Here is a 17,718-nt window from a genome sequence, read left to right on the forward strand (position 1 = left end):
TTATTCGCCTACCTCTAACGATTTACTGAAAATAGGTTCCATCCAATCTGTTGAGAGCTTCTGCACGGAAGCATTCAGCAGAGCATTCCACTGATACGAAATCTGCTCAAGGTCTTGTTTTTCGTAACGGTGTTCTACCATGTTGAAGCTATTTTTTTCGCAAAGAATCACATCAATCGGAAAATCTACGTCATTGGCACTCACACGTGTAGAGTCGAAAGCTAAAAAACCCAGTTTCAGCACTTCCTGTAATGAAGTATTGTATTTAAGATTCCGGTAAAGTATGGGCTTCCCATAGTTTGACTGCCCTATTATAATAAAAGGAGAACCCTCTGTAACCTCTATCCAGTTGCCTTCCGGATAAAGCATATATAATTTGTGTTCGTCGTCATTTTCAAGCTGCCCTCCTATCAGAGCCGACAGGTTAAAGGCCAATCCTGCTTCTTTTAAAGAGAATTTATCTTCACTTGCCACCCTCTTCACCTGGTCGCCAAAAGCATTCACAGCCTTATACATTTTATCAAACTTGTGGTCTTGCTGTTCTAATACCTCTTTAAAATAAGTAATCGCCTTATCACGAACCGAGCGCAGGCCGGCCGTCATAATAAACATCGAATGATTATTTGATTGGTGAATAAACACTTTTTTATTCGTAGAAACCTCACTACCGGACGTGATACGGGTATCAGCAATGGCAACAAGCCCTTTGGCTACTTTTACTCCAAGACAGAAAGTCATATCATAATGTTGAGCGGATCGCCGCTTCGATTATTAGCAATGAAAGCAGCATTCATTACCGGTGTACAAAAAAACAAAAACAAAATTATAAAAACCTACTTTAGTAATTACTATAAACTAATATTTTAATTTATTGTTCAATTGGTTTCAAACCAAAATAGGTCTCGAAAATAGTTTTTGCTACATTATTATTTTTAATCTGAAATTCGTCTAAATAGGGGTGCAATGCCTTTTCAAAAATATCTTCTACCTCAGTAAACTCTATTTCATGACGTAATTTACTTAATGATTTTTCAGCCGGATTTGAATATCCCTCAGTCATTTTATGGCCGGAAATCTCGTATAAAGAGAGTTCAGCCTGACGAATACAATAGAAAACAGAACGAGGGAAACTCTTATCTAAAATCAGAAACTCAACTATATGTGACGGATTAATAACACGATGCTCCTGACGATACATATTAAATGCGCCTACCGATTTCAATACAGATGTCCAGATTAGCAATTCCTGAGGCGAACCAAAGGCTTCATCATCGGGCAATAGCGTAAAATAACGCACATCTAAAAAACGGGAGGTTTTATCGGCACGTTCCAAGAACCTTCCCATACGCCCGAAATGGAATGCTTCATTACGGGTTACGGTTGAATCAACAATTCCCCAGAAAAGCTGGCATCCATCTTTTATTTCAGTAAAAAATTGTTGCAGTTGCTCTACATCCCAGTTTTTTGCTGACTGTGTTTCCTTAATTTTCAGGTAAAAAATATTAATGTGTTCCCACATTTCTTTGGTAATACTCTCACGTATGGTTCGGGCATTCTCACGGGCAGCAGCCAGACAACTGTAAATAGAGTTAGGATTGCGTTTATCAAAAGTCATATAGTCAATCACGTTGTTCCGGTTGGCTCGACTATGAAACTCAAAAAAACCATAATTATCAGCAGTAGCAATCAATAAAGGCTCCCATTGTTCGGTTAAAATACCTGGTGCGTCAAGAGCAAGATTCAGGTTTACACTTACAAAACGGGAATAGTTTTCTGCTCGCTCTATATAGCGATTTATCCAATAAATTGAATTGGCAACACGACTCAACATAATATTCTTTGGTTTTTTTGATGACAACCAAAGATAGTAAACGAAATCTGAAATACAAGCAAAATATTATGAAGATTCCTTTTCACTATATAGGTTATAGAACAGAAACAAAAAATCACTACTTATAGGTATTTCATTGTATTCACAACTATATTAGCTTTGTAACGAAACGACGTTGAACTGGCTAATCTCAGGAGATTCTTAAACCCTTTTTATCCACTTCTATTGACTTATTATTTATTCTTTTATGCAAAAAATCAGAGTTTTAATTGCTGATGACCATGTGATTGTAGCCGAGAGTTTAGGCTTTTTGATTGGCACTATGGCCGGAATTGAAGTGGTAGGAATAAAAAACAGCGGCTGGCAGGTATTGGCTTTTTTAGAAAATACCGAAACAGATGTTATCCTGATTGACTATCATATGCCATTAATGAACGGTATTGAAACTACTATCAGGATTCGGGAGAAGTACCCATCTATACGTATTATGCTTCTGACTATGTCTGAAGAGCCTGCTATTATCAAAGAAGCTCTAATAGCCGGAGCTTCGGGGTATATTGTGAAGAAAATTGAAAAAGCCGAATTAGAAAATGCGATTAAAACTGTAGCAAGCGGAAAAAAATACCTGAGCGATGAAGCCGTAATGCGATTGGCCGAAATACCTAACCTGAATACTCCAAGCGGCAATGAGGAATTAGGCGAAACCATACCTATTACACCAAGAGAAATTGAAATTCTAAAACTGATAGTACAGGAGTTTTCAAATACAGAAATAGCCCAGAAGATATTTATCAGCCCCACAACAGTAGAAACCCACAGACGGAATCTGATGAAGAAATTGGGCGTTAATTCAGCACTTGGGCTCTATAAATATGCCAGAAAGCATGGCCTGATTGATTAACAATCAAGCTATAAAAGGTACTGTAACTTTGATTATCGTACTTTTATTGGCAATTGAATTAAAACTGATAGAGGCGGCTAATGCTTCTACCCTATTCTTTATATTTTTAATTCCTTTTCCATTATTTGCTGAATTTATGTCAGCACCTCTTCCATTATCTTTTACTGTTACATACCAATTTTCACTACTCTGCTCAAACCTGATTTCGGCCTGAGTAGCCTGTGCGTGTTTGAGTATATTATTGATTAACTCCATACAAATACTATAAAGTTCTAATGCTGTTTTCTGGTCATTAATTATAACATCTTTCTCTATCACTAATGCTATTTTTAGTTTTCCGCTCTGATTAATATCTGATGTTAGTTTATGTAATGCCCCAAACAGACCTTTTTGTTCAAAATCATCAGGCAATAAATTGTGTGAAATCAACCTCACTTCTTCATATGCATTATTCATCATATTCAGAATATTAGTATAGACTTTTTTCTCTTCTGAGGTCAGATTTTCTCTATCAATTGCCTGCAACATCCATCTGATTCCCGACAGTGTGCTTCCCAGGTTATCGTGCAATTCTGAGGCAACTCTTTTCCTTTCTAAAGTCTGCCCTTTTACCAAAGCCGCTGAAATCTCCTGATTTTTTTGTGTAAGTTCGTTATTAGCCTGTATCAATTCTGAGGTTCGTTCTTCTACTTTTCTTTCAAGCGTTTTATTCAGTTCTTCTACTTCTGTTTTTACCAATAATATCTCCTCTTTCTGATTTTCAATCAGCTGATTTTTATCTTTTAACAAACGGTTATTCCACCAGAAAAAAACAACGAAAATCAATACGCCTATTACCCCTATAATCAATCCTTTTTTTATGAGGGTTTCTCTTATCAAATCCTGATTCAATAGTGCATTATTCTCTTTCAGTTGCATATTATCATACTCAAACCGCATACTTTCTAACTGTTTCTCATATTCCTGTTTTTTAGAATCTTCCGCAAGCCGTATATATTCTTCATGATAATATAATGCCTTTTGATAATTACCTAACTCCTTATGAATTACATATAATCGTTCATAGAGCGGCAGTTTATTATATTCTCTTATATCCGAAAACTGTTTGAAAGGTTTTTCGGCATAATATAAAGCCTGCTTAAAGTCTCCTTTGCCGGAATAGATACGAGCCAGGGCCTCATATCCCATTACCCAGTCATATTCAACCATTCCCTCTATCGTTTCATTTAATTTCATTCCGATAGTTGCATAGGCTAATGCCTTATCATATTCTTTTTTTTCGATATACGTATTGGCAATGCTCCAGGTGCAATAATTTTCCATTATCTGAATCCCATTCTTTCTTGCATACACCAAACATTGTTGAAAATAAGCCAATGCCTTTTCATAATCTTTTCTCATATAATAACTTCGCCCTATATCATTCAAACAATTGGCATAGCCTTTTTTATAGTTGATTTTCAGGAAATAAGGCATTGCCTTGTTATAATGTTTTTCTGCCAAATCATATTTTTTCAGTTCAAAATACGCATGAGCAATCTGGCGATTGTTAGAAGCAATCAAAGTATCTGACTTAATTTGTTCTGATAATTTCAGGCTTTTAAAGAAATATTCAGAACTCTCAAAATCTTTTCCGAGCATTAAATAAGAATAACCCAACTGATGATTTGCTCTGGCAATACTGAGTATATGATTTAATCTTTCACCGATTTTTAATGCCTGTTCTGAATAAAAAACACTTGAATCAGGTTTAGAAAAAGCCATACGAAAGGCCAATGCGCATAGTACTTTCACTCTCAATGTATCGTTGCTGAAAGAAGTTCGTTCTGGTGGAAGTTTCGCTAAGATAGCTTTCAGGCTATCTACTCTTTGATTAATAACCTGCTGCCCGTAAGCACTTATTGAAAAGAATAATAAAAGATAACAAACAGTATATTTTCTCATAATAGGTTTAAAAAAGAGCAGCGTAATTGCAGAAATACTAAACTGATTGGTTCTTTAAAATCAGGTACTGATATTCAGCTATTATAGGTCAACGTACTATAAGTCTCCCATAAAGACTCCGGCACTAATATAATAATTTTAGAGCCTTTCCCTGCTTCGCTACTAATAGCAAGTTTAGCGTTTATACGTTCTACTCTGTTTTTGATATTTCTGATGCCTTTTCCGGTATGATTCAAACTATTGCTGAATCCACTTCCGTTATCTTCTATACTCACTTGCAAATCTCCGTTTTTCTGCTCTTTAATAGTTAAAAGTACACGGGTAGCATTGGCATGTTTAATAATATTATTAATAGCCTCAAAACAGCAGATATAGAGTTCGAGTGCTACATCTTGTCTGATTATTTTGTGCAACTGCGAAGTATCAAGACTGAATGGTGTTTTCGACTGATTGGATGAAGTGATATTCAAATCTGTTAAGAATTTCTCCAGAGCGCCTATCAATCCTTGTTCTTCAAATTCAGCAGGCAACATATTATGCGAAATCAGCCGGACTTCTCCATAAGCCTTGTGCATATTTTTTAAAATGCCATCATATATATTTTTCTCCTGCTCCGATAAATTATCTCTATCCAAAGCTTCAAAACGCCACTTTAATGCTGACAGTGTACCTGCAATATTATCATGCAATTCAGAGGCTACTCTTTCCCGTTCCATTGTCTGTCCTTTTAATAGTGCCTCTTTTATTTCGTTATTTTTCCTTTTTAGTTCTTTGTTAGCAACAGTCAACTCAGCCGTTCTTTCTTCTACTTTCTGCTCTAACGACTCATTCAATTGTTCAATATCTTTTTTCTGCTTTTCAATTAATTTATTTTTGTTTGAGAGTGCCTGGTAATAAACAGCAATAATAATGATGAGTAGCAGTAAGGCTATTATGCCTCCCGTCATTATCTCCACATTATTTTGTCTTTCTTTTATATCCAGATTTAGCGCATCTATTTTTTCATTACTTTTTCCATTTTCATAATCAAGCCTTACAAGACGTAAAATCTGGGCATTTTTAGAAGAGTCTTCTCTTAGTCTGATTTTCGTATAGTCTTTGTAATATTGATAAGATAATTTTTCATTGCCTAACTTTTCATAAACATCAGACAATGTTTTTGCCACCTCTCCATTCATTTCGGCATTGGTTAGTGCCATGTTATTATGAGCCAGAAGGGCATATTTGAGTGCCTCCTTAGGGTTGTTCTGCAACAAATAAACCCTTGCTATCTCATTGCCTACAAAAGCAATTCTATCATGGTAATGGTCTTCTATCGTAATAGCTTTTTTAAACCGTTTTAAGGCATCATCATAATTCTTTAATTCAACCTGAATCTTTCCGGTATTAATCAGAGCCGCTGTTTGTACTTTAGGGCTATTTACTTTCTTGTTAAGCGTATCGCACATCTGATAATAACGCAAGGCATTCTTGTAGTCTTTTTTATCAAAATACACTCCGGCAATAGCATTCAGGCTTAACAGGTAGGTCTCCGGACTCTCGGCTGTTTTAGCCAAAGCAGAATATCTCTCATAATGAGACAGGGCTTTGGCATAATCTTGCATTTTAAGATAAGCTCCGGCTATATTAAGTTCCAGTATTCTTAGTTCGTTGGCTGCTTTGAGTTGTTCTGCTATTACGTAGGCTTTAAAAAAATATTCTATTGACTTTGCAGGTAAAAACTGAGCAGAATAGTATCTACCCAACTGAATATATGTTTTTAACAAGCCTCTTTTATAGTTGGCCTTCATTGAGACAAGCAAAGCATTCTGCAGATAATAAATAGCTGAATCGTTTTTAATTCTGATAAACTCTTTGCCTAATTCGTTATATATATCTACCAGCGTAGTGTCGGCAATGACAGAGTTGCTTTGAGTAGCTATTTTCAAACGCAAGCTATCAATACGGGTTTGAGGCTGCGCAGATAGGTCAAAAACAAGCAAAAAAAAGAGTATAGGCAATAGATAATTTTTCATTTACTCTGAAAACTGAAGGTTCGGCTCCGAAAAATACTTATTTTTATCTGATAATTTATTAATCGTTTTATTAAAAATACTGTCCTGACAGTAGAGAATATACTGTCAATGAAGTATTGAACAATTTGGTGGGTTCTATGACCTTTGTGTCATCGCCCTGAGCTTCCAAAATGGGTCTTGCTATGACACCAAAAATCAAAATTTTTCTTGCAGATAGCTATTCCTTATTTCTGGAAGGGCTATCTATTATTCTTGCCTCATCAGAAAAATTTGAAATAACCGGTATTGCTCAAAATCAACAAGAACTACTGACCGGACTAAAAAACAATACACCAGATATATTGTTGATTGATTTTAACTTGTTTTTTCAGGGGAATGTGCCATTTGTCCAGCATTTAAAGAAAGTTTACACCAATAAAGTGCTAATCCTGTACGATTCAATCAGCTTGAATCTATTAAAAAAATGGCAAATAGCAGCCGATGGTTTTTTAGCCAAAACCTCCGATAGTAACGAACTTTACCATACCATTCAGGAAATATATCAAGGCAATAAGAACAGTTTAATTATCAAAAATAATTACGTTTACTCTGATACGCCATTTCAACAAGAGTTAATTAACCGTTATAGCCTCACGAACAGAGAAGTAGAAGTAATTAAATTGATAGCCCTTGAGTTTTCTTCTATTGAAATTGCCCATAAACTTTGTGTGAGTGAATATACCGTAGATACTTACCGCAAAAATATTGCCCGAAAGTTAAATGCCCGGAATGTTGCGGGCATTGTTAATTTTGCCCATCGCTGGGAACTTATATAAAGTCAATCTTTCATTCATCAGTTCAAGCCAATTACAATACTACTTCAAAAGGAGTATAATTCTATTATGCTTTACTCACTCTATAAAAGATTTTTTATAAATTGCCTGCCTGATAGACGCAAAAAGAATTGTACAGCAACTATTTACCTCTACTCCCCTATGAAGCTACTTAGAAAAATAGTAATTGGTTTAGTGATACTCATCCTCATAACAGGAACAGGCATTTTCTTCTGGTTAAATAGTTTTAAACCTGATGTGAATACAGAATTACAACTGAAAGGACTGAAAAATACGGTTGAGGTACTCTATGACGATTATGGCGTGCCACACATTTATGCGCAGAATGAAGAAGATTTATTTTATGCTTTCGGGTATGTACATGCGCAAGACCGACTGTTTCAGATGGAACTTATGAGACGACTGGCAGATGGCAGATTAGCAGAACTATTTGGCAAAGATGCCGTTGGTTCAGATAAGTTTTTCCGCACATTAGGGTTTCGTAAACATGCCAAATGGACTATTGACTCTCTGATAACTAAAAACCCTGATGCTCCTTTTGTAAAGGCTTCAAAAGCATATATCAAAGGCATCAATGCTTATATTGAAAAAGGTAAAATGCCGCTTGAGTTTTCGCTGGCGGGTATTCCTGCAACTCCCTTTACTTTAGAAGATTCCTATATTATTTCGGGCTATATGGGTTTTACGTTTGCTGAGGCTTTCAGGTCTGAATCTATTGCTACCTATATATATAATAAATATGGCAATACGTATCTGGCAGACGTATGGTCTCAATGGCCTAAGGGAGAGCCTACCATATCGGTACAATCAAAAGATTCTGCTACCAAAGTAGCTGCACATTTAGCCTCTATGGCTAATCAGTTGGCTACTATTGAAACCAAAGCACCTTTTCCTCCCTATCATGGGTCTAATGGCTGGGTTTTAAGTGGCAATAAAACAAAATCAGGCAAGCCTATCCTATCAAACGATACACATATTGCGTTCTCTCAGCCCTCGGTTTGGTACGAAGCACATCTTGAGTGTGCCGGCTTTAAGTTTTATGGCAATTTTCTGGCCGGAACACCTCTGGCGGCTTTAGGACATTCTCAATATGGTGGTTGGGGTTTAACTATGTTTGAGAACGATGATGTAGATTTTTTCAGAGAAAAGGCTAATCCACAAAACCCGAATCAAGTATGGTATAAAGACCATTGGGAAGATTTAAAAATCTATGAAGAAACCATTAAAGTAAAAGGGGAGGCAGATGTAAAACTTTCGGTCAAGAGTTCAAGACATGGCATTCTGATGAATGATAGTTTTGATAAAATGGCCGATCAGAAAGACCCTATTGCTATGTGGTGGGTTTTTAATCAGTTTCCGAGCCATTTACTGGAGGTTTTTTATGATATGGCTCACGCCAGAAATGCGGCTGAGGCAAGTAAAGCCGTAAGCACTTTGACAGCACCAGGATTGAATTTTATGTGGGCTGATACTGAAGGGAATATTGCCTGGTGGGCGGCAGCAAAACTGCCTAAGCGACCTGCAACCGTAAATCCTATGTTAATTTTAGATGGTTCTACGGGCAACGATGACCCTATCGGGTGGTATGATTTTTCGCAGAATCCACAGATTTTAAACCCTGCCCGAGGAGTTTTGTATACGGCTAATAACCAACCTGACGATATGGGTACAGGATTGGTACCCGGGTATTATGTTCCGGGTGACAGAGCCAAACGGATTGAACAATTATTGTTTACAGATAAAAAAGACTGGACACCGGAAGAATTACGTAAAGTAATCAACGATGTTACTTCACCCAGTTATAAAGGTTTATTAAAAGATATTATCCCGATTATCTTTGCAGAAGAATTATCACCATTAGCTAAAAAATCTATTGAAAAACTCATTCCTTGGGATGGTTCTCACGATTTGGAAGATATTGAACCTACCATTTTCTATCGGTTTTTATACCATATTTTTGTCAATACAGTCAAAGACGAATTAGGCAATGAGGTATTTCAGACTTTCGAACATAATGTCAATTTCAAAAGAAATATGATTGCCTTAATCAAAAAAGAAGATTCTCCGTGGTGGGATAATGTGCTTACAAAAGAGCGGGAAACCCGCAGACAGGTATTAACCAAATCATTAAATGAGGCAGCTGCAAGCCTTGAAAAGCAATTAGGAACTAATATAGAAAAATGGCAATGGAAAAAAGTGCATACACTTACCCATAAACACCCATTGGGTATATTGCCTGTGGTAGGAAATTTCTTTAATGTAGGCCCTTTCCCAGTACCCGGCGGACGGGAGACCATCAACAATCTGGATTTTCCGATTGATTCTACGGGTATTTATGAAGTAAGTTACGGGCCTGCCCTACGCCGCATAGTTGACTTTGCCAGTCCTAAAACAGGCACAAGTGTGTTACCGACAGGCCAATCGGGCAATATTATGAGCAAGCACTATAAAGACCAGGCGCTTCTGTTTGCAGAGGGCGGCTCACGGGCTGAGTTAATGAACAAATCAGCCATCGAAAAAGTACAGACAGGCAAAATACTTTTTAAACCCTGATTACTTTTCCACCGAGTGTTCCACTGAGTGCTCTATCTGTACTTCATGAAATTTTAAAAGGGCCTGATAAGTCAGGCCTATTTCTTTCCGTTGTTGCTTAATGATATTATAGACTCTTGGAGGAAGAAACGCCTCACCAATCTGCAAAATAGTATCATAGGCAATTACCATTTCTTCATCGGCTTTTTTACATTCTTCTACAATAGTCATATCATCTTTCGTTGTAAATATTCCTTTAAAATCTAGCCATATCCTACGCCACGATGCCTCCATACTGGTATCATCAGCTACGTCTTCTCCTAAATCTTTAATTTCCCGCTGCAATTCTCTGGCATACCCTCCTCTTCTGTCAGCTTCATCTAACATAGCATTACGCAGTTTATCATTTTCTACATTGCCTGCGGCATCGGTATATGCCTCCTGGGCATCAAGATTGTGAATAATAATATAATTCACTTCTCTTACTATTTTCTCGGTTTCCATACTGGTATGAGTTAAATGCTTAACTAAAAGTAGCTAATATTCAGAAATTAATTTCTGGCAACCTGAGCTCCGTTTGTATTCTTAAAGCTGATTGCTTTTTCAGGTACCAGGTTTTCTATAGTTTGTACAAATTTTTGAGTCGATTCATTAATCTGGTTCGTATTATCCCAGGTTAGGGAATAAATAACTTTATTAGATTCGTCTAATAGTAATATTTCTCTGTAGTTTTTGCCATTCGCTAAGTTCCGGTTTATTTTTTCACCCCCGCTATCCAGATTAATCGTGTTAGTTTTTAAGTTTTCAAAAGTTTTTTCCGAAACTGTAAAATCTATTCGGTTGGTAATTTCACCATTCACATCTTTCACTACAACTACCTCTCCCATTTCGTCTATTGAAATCTGGTACTCGTGTTTGTAGTTTTCAGAGGCAGGCATATCTAAATAAGAAAGTACAATTTTAGCTACTGTTGGCGGAACATCGTTGTAATAAATCCGTTTTTGTTTTTCAGAAACTCTATCCACAAAGACAATTTCCTTAAAATCCTCTTTCGGAACTGCCACTACTGCCGATTTATCTGCATCTTGTGATTTCACTTCTTCATAATATACATATAAGCTATTATTCTTGTGCTGTACGGTTGTAATAACAGGCTTAAATGTATCAGATTTGGCACCAGATATAGCCACTACAAAATGGTTCACAAAATCTTTACTGCTGATTACAGGCGCAGCGTTGGATTCACTGATAATGGCTGGTTTAAAAAAATACTTCATCTGTTCATAATTAGTAAACACATGAAACATTGGCGTAGAGGCAGATATGGTGTTCTGAAGTGCAAAATTCTGACTGAAACGTTTAGTAGTACCTCTCTGGGACTGACCTATGGCTGCTGTTGTAAATAATAACAATAGCATGATAGTGCTAATGGAATTTTTCATAATATTAAAGTTTATAAGGGGTTCAATCGCTTATAATATAAAAAAAGCATTCCACAGCTCAATAATAAAGCCTTAAAACTATACGTAAATAATGGTTGAGGAATTAACACCCCAAAGAAGGACACATCAGCAAGAGAAGCTATTTATATATTTAGGATTATAGATTCAGGAGGTTTTTTAGTTTCCATAAACCAACTCCGATTATCACGCCAATCCCATCAGCAATGGCATCATACCAGTCAAAACTCCTATGAAATGATTCAGGTAATATGTATCCCTGCCAGGATTCAATCAGAATCCCATACAAAAATCCTAACAGAATAGTTTGTATGTACTTACCAAAAGATGCCTGCCAGCAAAAACTCCATATCCCAAATGCAAGAAAGTGAGCAGCTTTATCATTTATATTCGTAGAAAGTGGCACTTCTCTACTTGGCAGACTACACAAAATCAAAATAGCAATTGTAACAGCAAAGGCTACATATTTATTAGTAAAAAACTGATTCATGAATGTTTTTATGTTCATAGAGCAGGAATTTTTTAAGCACAAAAAAATGCAATAAGCTATTAAACAGAATAAGCAAATGTATGAATTTATTGTTTCGACTCATGAATTTATGTGAGGGTATAATCTGATTTTTTACATATCATTTGTTGTTCTATAAGTAGTTGGAAGAAATAGGTTAATTCTGAAACAAACTTTGTAAAATATAAGTATTCTCATTTTTTTTACTATTAAATGAATAAAATACGTTGTTAGGTAAAAAACTCAAATTCTTTACAATAAAAAAATATTAAATTCGCAGACATAGCAACAATACCACCATTGAATATGGCAGAAGCGACTGAAAAATCTTTAAACTTTATCGAGCAAATCATCGAGAATGACCTCGAATCAGGAAAATATAATGGCCGGGTACTGACTCGTTTTCCTCCTGAACCTAATGGGTATCTTCACATTGGGCATGCAAAATCTATTTGTTTAAATTTTGGCGTTGCCCAGAAATATGGTGGACAAACCAATCTTCGCTTTGATGATACTAATCCTGCTACAGAAGATACAGAATATGTAGAATCTATTAAAAACGATGTGCAATGGTTAGGTTTTAACTGGGCTAACGAGTTTTATGCGTCAGATTATTTTGACCAGTTGTATGAGTTTGCCAAAAAACTTATCAGGAAGGGATTGGCTTATGTAGATGATAGCACATCTGAAGAAATGGCAGCCATGAAAGGTACACCTGTAGAGCCTGGTATTAATAGCCCTTACCGGAACAGAAGTATTGAAGAGAATATGGCATTGTTTGAGCAAATGAAAAATGGTGCATTTGCCGAAGGTACACACGTATTGAGGGCCAAAATTGATATGGCCTCAACAAATATGTTGATGCGTGACCCTATTATTTATCGGATAAAATTTGCTAAACATCACCGTACAGGCGATAAATGGTGTATTTATCCAATGTATGATTTTGCACATGGGCAATCAGATTCTATCGAAGGGATTACTCACTCTATTTGTACATTGGAGTTTGTACCGCATCGGGAATTGTATGACTGGTGTATTGAAAATTTAGAGATTTTCCCATCAAAACAATATGAGTTTGCCCGCCTGAATCTGACTTATACAGTGATGAGCAAGCGTAAACTCCTGCAATTGGTTAACGAAGGGCATGTAAGTGGCTGGGACGACCCACGTATGCCTACTATTTCAGGGTTACGCCGCAGAGGTTATACACCCGAGGCTATCCGGGATTTTTGTGAAAGAATTGGTGTAGCCAAACGTGATAACCTGATAAGTGTAGGGCTACTGGAGTTTTGTATAAGAGAACATCTGAACAAAACAGCCGACCGGGTAATGGCCGTGCTTGACCCGGTGAAAGTAGTCATTACAAATTATCCGGAGGGAAAATCGGAGATATTAACTACTGAAAATAATCCGGAAGACCCTGAAGGAGGTACACGCAATGTTCCGTTTAGCCGGGAGATTTATATTGAAAAAGAAGATTTCTTAGAAAATCCGCCTAAAAAGTATTTCCGTCTGGCTCCGGGACAAATGGTACGTCTGAAAAGCGCTTATATTGTTCGTTGCGATGAGGTAATCAAAGATGAAAATGGCGAAATATTGGAATTACATTGCTCTTATATTGAAAACTCGAAAAGTGGTCAGGATACGTCAGGTATTTCGGTAAAGGGTACTATTCATTGGGTTTCAATAGCTAATGCCATAGAAGCAGAAGTTAGATTATATGACCGATTGTTTAAAGTAGAAGACCCGAGTAACGAAGAGGGGGATTTTAAAGAATATATCAACAATGATTCTTTAGAAACCATCACTGCTTATGTTGAACCATCGTTGAAAGAAGCAACAGCAGGAACAAAATACCAATTCTTGCGTAAAGGTTACTTTTGTTTAGACAAAGAATCAACTACCAACAAACTTGTTTTTAACCGCACCGTTGGATTAAAAGATACCTGGGCGAAAGAAACCGGAAAATAATATTTCTAATACATTAAAATAAACAAGGCAGCACATGTGCGGCCTTGTTTATTTTATAATTCTTTTGAAGAACCGATTTAGTTATATTATTTCAGTAAATACCAGTCTGTGTCTTTAACACCTCCACTCACTGCCCAGTTTTCAAACTTAGGATACACAACTTTGATATTTTTTCCTTCAAGCGGATAAGTAAAAGATACCGGAGTAGATAATCCCCAAGGTTCGTTATTAACTGATTTGAAAGGGTCAGAAGCTGATAATTTACTGCCTTTCATGTTTTCAATCAAGCGTTTATCTATCTTATCTGTGGCAGCATATCCTACCAGATGCACTTCGCTTCTACCAGTACTATTCTGAGTGTTATTAACAATAAATACATTTAGTGTCTGATAGGTAAAGTTATCAAGCGGTGTAGCAAATTCAATGGTAATCACTACCTCTAATGGACTGTACTTACCATCTTGCGTAGAGATAAAAGGTGTATCAGAAACACCGAAAGCTTTATGCGCATCGTCAACAATCGTTACTACTGCACTGGCCTGGTCTGCCTCTACCCCATTAGAACCCAGTTTTAAAACAGAACCTACTAAATTCGTACGTGAATAAGTAACCGATTTTACACTTCCCGGTGCTATGCCATCCAATTGGACTGCTGCAGCCAAACGTTTAGAAGCACCCACAGAAAGTATTTTTCCTTTCAATGCCACTTTAGTTACCTTATTTGACGTATTCTGGAACTTAGTAATATTCATATCCACAACAAAGTCATTCAAATCGTAATCCCCAAGCTCAGGCCAATTATCTTCAAACGCATAAGAGAAAGTTCCCAGATTGATTTCTGACACAGTCTGGTCAACCGGAGTAGTACCTGCTCCTTTATCGTTATTGCCGCCAGCATTACAGGTTGTAGCAGCAATTACAACGGTCGATTTGTCGTAAGGAACTATCGTTGCAGGGCTTTCAGTAATATAGTACGTACTCCATTGTTCATTAGGTGTATGCTCTGAACAAGCAACTTCAAGATTTCCGGAGTAGGTAATTGCCTGCCATTGATTGGCTACATCTACCTTTTTCAACCTGGCTACTGCTTTACCTGACGAAGGTCCTGCCATGTAGTTTCTGTTACTATTAAATTTAGCTGTACCCGACACTTCCAGAATTCCCCCAGAAGCAATATTATATCGCGTTCCGGCACCATCTACATTAGCAACTGTTAATAGAGCTTTGTCGGTTACATTTACAATTACACCATTGGTAGTTAATGTTCCGATTTTTGTATAACAAGCTGCTTCTAAGGTTGCATTATTAAGGGTTGCTGTTGTAACAGTCAGATTTCCTTCATTACGGATTTTTGTAGATGCCGTAGTACTGGCCAGACTCTGAAACGTAGCCGTACCAAAATTGGTAAAACTGCCATTTGAGAAAGAAGCCTTTGTAGCATTTAAAGTACCGTAGTTGACATACAAAGCCTGATTAGAGGTACTTAAATCTGTCAGTGAAGTTGTACCATAGTTTAAGAAAGCTCCCTCTGTGTTTTGAACGATGTTGTTCAGCTCAATCTTACCTGAGGTTGTAGTATAAAGAGCATTGTTATTACCCAGCGTAATAGTATAACTTTTATTAGTCCAAGTTCCTTCAATGTAGATTTTTGCGTTATTCGTGCCGTTGTTAGCATCAATTTGCCCGGTAAAAGTTACTCCGGATTTGACCACATAAGATTTGCCTGATTCAACCACAACTGTTGCTCCACCAGTAAGTTGTAATGCATTAGCAGGTACAACCACCGATGTATTTGATGAAACACGTGCGTTTGCATAAGACTCACTTATGCCACTTTCTCTGAAGCTATTCTGAGGAATAATTTGTGTTACATTCAACGAAGTAACACCTGCTACTTTCAACATCGAAACTGAAGGGATGCCAACAGGAGAAGTTTGTTTGAGATATACATATTGCAACAAAGTAGGAATAACGATTTTACCTGAAAAATCCTGTCCTTTTTTAGCCATACCAGCACCTAAAAGATTAGCTTTCGGGCCAAGCTTTGGGTCATTATCATACAGTTCAAGGCGATAAAAATACTTTCCGGCATATTTGTCATCAACAGCCACACGAAAATCCATAGTTTTTACAGATGACCACTTGAAATCGGAAGGAATTGATACACCATTTGTAAACAATTTTGGAGTAGCTACTTCTGTTTCTTTAGAAAAGTCAACCTTCACACAACTGGCAAAGAATAAGACAACGGCAGTTAAAGAAATGAGAGAAAAACGATACCTGTAGTTTTTGAACATAATAGTAGTAGATTTTTGATTGATATTCATGGCTTTACTTTTTAAAAAAGCGCCTAAAGTTCCATGTGTATACCTAAATTATTAGCAAAAAATATTCCAACTTTAGCAATAAATGCAAAAATAAAGTGGTTTAATAGCGTATTAAGCACAATGAATACTTTCGATACAAAGATGTAGATAATAATAGTTCTGAGGCTTAGGTTTTCTATGTTTGGAAGAAACAGGCAGAAGATTGGCTATTTTTTGACATTAAGCGTCTATAATTAAGCAGATACGTTTAGGCAGAATTAGTTACTGACATGTAGATTTAAGCAAAAATCAAGTTATAAAAGCCTATTTATAGGTGTAGAGTATCAAATTTTTCTTTTTCAGGCTTGCCAAGAGTTATGTTTTTAGGTTTGAGTGGAAATTAATTACCTACCTACAATTTTTAAAATTGATCCAAAATTATTTTATCTCCCCATAAATTTTAGGACTGATCCCCAACAGATGCTATGCAGGCCGTTTGTTGGGTTTTTAGCCATAAAAAAAGCCCCTAAGATTGCTCTTAGAGGCTTTTATAATAAAATCTTGGGCGGACGGCTAGTCCATCTACTCCGTCATGGAATGATACTCTCCCGAGGATGAACCGGCAGTCGCACTGTCAGTAACATCACGGGATGCGTAGTCGCAGTGCGGACTAGGCGTCCCCGGGCTTAATTGGGATCAAACCTAAAACCTGTGGGGTAGGTATAGTCTAAGCATAGATTTGCGTAAGTCTGTATAAAAAGAAAGGGATATTCTTCACCCCTCTGAATTGGCTTCTGAATGCTTTGATTTTAGCATTAAAAGATTCAGCAGAAGCATTAGTACTTCTATTCTCAAAGAAGTTTACAATCGTTTTATAATGGTTCTGAATTGACCTGGCTACTGTATTGAACGATTTAAAACCAGCCTGTCTTACTTTCTCGTGCCATTTAGCCAGTCTTGTTAGGCCATATAGCTTATCATTGGTATTCTCAAAGATATGAGAAAGACTCATGGTTAAGTCATAGGCTTGCTTAATGTCAGGGTACAGGTCGAATAATAAAGTAGCTCTTTGCTTTTGGTTTTCAGTCCAGTCTTTCTCTTTTTTGTAAAGGACATATCTGCTTCTGGCTAGTAGCTGTTTGATAGTATCTCCATTGGAGAGTACTATGGGGACATATTCTGTATCGGTTTTCTTAGCCAATTCAATAGCATCATTTTCAGCATCCAGTGCTTCCCATCTGTGTTTGATTCTGATTTCCTGTAAAGCCTCTGTGGCTAGTTTTTGTACATGAAAACGGTCTGTAACTCTGGTAGCATTTGGGAAAGTTCTTTTGGCAATTAATTCCATATTAGCAGCCATATCTAAGGTAATCTCTCTGACTTTCTTGCGAAGATTGACATGAATTTTCTGTAA

Annotated in this window: 13 protein-coding genes; 4 read left to right on the forward strand and 9 right to left on the reverse strand. The window is 36.8% G+C overall.

Annotation, left to right across the window (positions count from 1 at the left end):
- Positions 1-738 carry a proteasome-type protease gene (locus tag EWM59_RS11685; RefSeq protein WP_130021154.1) on the reverse strand — a complete coding sequence of 246 codons (738 nt, stop codon included), beginning with the start codon at positions 736-738 and terminating at the stop codon, positions 1-3.
- Between the two features lie 130 nt (positions 739-868).
- Complete coding sequence (locus EWM59_RS11690) at positions 869-1,831, reverse strand: alpha-E domain-containing protein (protein ID WP_130021155.1); 963 nt, start codon at positions 1,829-1,831, stop codon at positions 869-871.
- Positions 1,832-2,078: 247 nt separating this feature from the next.
- Here EWM59_RS11690 and EWM59_RS11695 point away from each other — a divergent pair, with 247 nt between their 5' ends.
- Positions 2,079-2,732 (forward strand): response regulator, encoded by a 654-nt coding sequence (locus EWM59_RS11695; RefSeq protein WP_130021156.1) that lies wholly within the window; start codon positions 2,079-2,081, stop codon positions 2,730-2,732.
- Between the two features lie 3 nt (positions 2,733-2,735).
- Here EWM59_RS11695 and EWM59_RS11700 read toward each other — a convergent pair whose 3' ends face one another.
- Both EWM59_RS11700 and EWM59_RS11705 read right to left on the reverse strand, forming a co-directional pair.
- A complete protein-coding gene (locus EWM59_RS11700; RefSeq protein WP_130021157.1) occupies positions 2,736-4,676 on the reverse strand; it encodes a tetratricopeptide repeat-containing sensor histidine kinase in 1,941 nt (646 codons plus the stop codon).
- A gap of 74 nt (positions 4,677-4,750) precedes the next feature.
- Complete coding sequence (locus tag EWM59_RS11705) at positions 4,751-6,691, reverse strand: tetratricopeptide repeat-containing sensor histidine kinase (RefSeq protein WP_130021158.1); 1,941 nt, start codon at positions 6,689-6,691, stop codon at positions 4,751-4,753.
- Between the two features lie 182 nt (positions 6,692-6,873).
- On the opposite strand from EWM59_RS11705, the gene EWM59_RS11710 reads away from it, so the two are divergent.
- Together EWM59_RS11710 and EWM59_RS11715 are read left to right on the forward strand one after the other, a co-directional pair.
- Positions 6,874-7,506, forward strand: a complete 633-nt coding sequence (locus EWM59_RS11710; protein WP_165372158.1) for a response regulator transcription factor — start codon at positions 6,874-6,876, stop codon at positions 7,504-7,506.
- Between the two features lie 159 nt (positions 7,507-7,665).
- The gene (locus tag EWM59_RS11715) at positions 7,666-10,077 is read left to right on the forward strand and encodes a penicillin acylase family protein (protein ID WP_165372159.1); all 2,412 of its coding nucleotides are present in this window, start codon (positions 7,666-7,668) and stop codon (positions 10,075-10,077) included.
- On the opposite strand, the gene EWM59_RS11720 is transcribed toward EWM59_RS11715, so the two are convergent.
- The 3 genes from EWM59_RS11720 to EWM59_RS11730 all read right to left on the reverse strand — a co-directional run bounded on the left by EWM59_RS11720 (position 10,078) and on the right by EWM59_RS11730 (position 12,096).
- Positions 10,078-10,560 (reverse strand): PA2169 family four-helix-bundle protein, encoded by a 483-nt coding sequence (locus tag EWM59_RS11720; protein WP_130021161.1) that lies wholly within the window; start codon positions 10,558-10,560, stop codon positions 10,078-10,080.
- Between the two features lie 47 nt (positions 10,561-10,607).
- A complete protein-coding gene (locus EWM59_RS11725) occupies positions 10,608-11,498 on the reverse strand; it encodes a hypothetical protein (protein WP_130021162.1) in 891 nt (296 codons plus the stop codon).
- A 157-nt stretch (positions 11,499-11,655) separates the two neighbouring features.
- The gene (locus EWM59_RS11730) at positions 11,656-12,096 is read right to left on the reverse strand and encodes a VanZ family protein (RefSeq protein ID WP_130021163.1); all 441 of its coding nucleotides are present in this window, start codon (positions 12,094-12,096) and stop codon (positions 11,656-11,658) included.
- 234 nt (positions 12,097-12,330) lie between these two features.
- Here EWM59_RS11730 and EWM59_RS11735 point away from each other — a divergent pair, with 234 nt between their 5' ends.
- Positions 12,331-13,998, forward strand: a complete 1,668-nt coding sequence (locus EWM59_RS11735) for a glutamine--tRNA ligase/YqeY domain fusion protein (RefSeq protein WP_130021164.1) — start codon at positions 12,331-12,333, stop codon at positions 13,996-13,998.
- An 86-nt stretch (positions 13,999-14,084) separates the two neighbouring features.
- Here EWM59_RS11735 and EWM59_RS11740 read toward each other — a convergent pair whose 3' ends face one another.
- Both EWM59_RS11740 and EWM59_RS11745 read right to left on the reverse strand, forming a co-directional pair.
- Entirely contained in the window at positions 14,085-16,325 is a 2,241-nt protein-coding gene (locus EWM59_RS11740; RefSeq protein WP_229239344.1) for an LruC domain-containing protein, read from the reverse strand.
- A 706-nt stretch (positions 16,326-17,031) separates the two neighbouring features.
- On the reverse strand, positions 17,032-17,718 hold a 687-nt coding region (locus EWM59_RS11745; protein ID WP_130021165.1), incomplete at its 5' end, for an ISAon1 family transposase.

It is taken from the genome of Emticicia agri (genome assembly GCF_004168285.1).
GTDB classification, from domain to species: Bacteria; Bacteroidota; Bacteroidia; order Cytophagales; family Spirosomataceae; genus Emticicia; species Emticicia agri.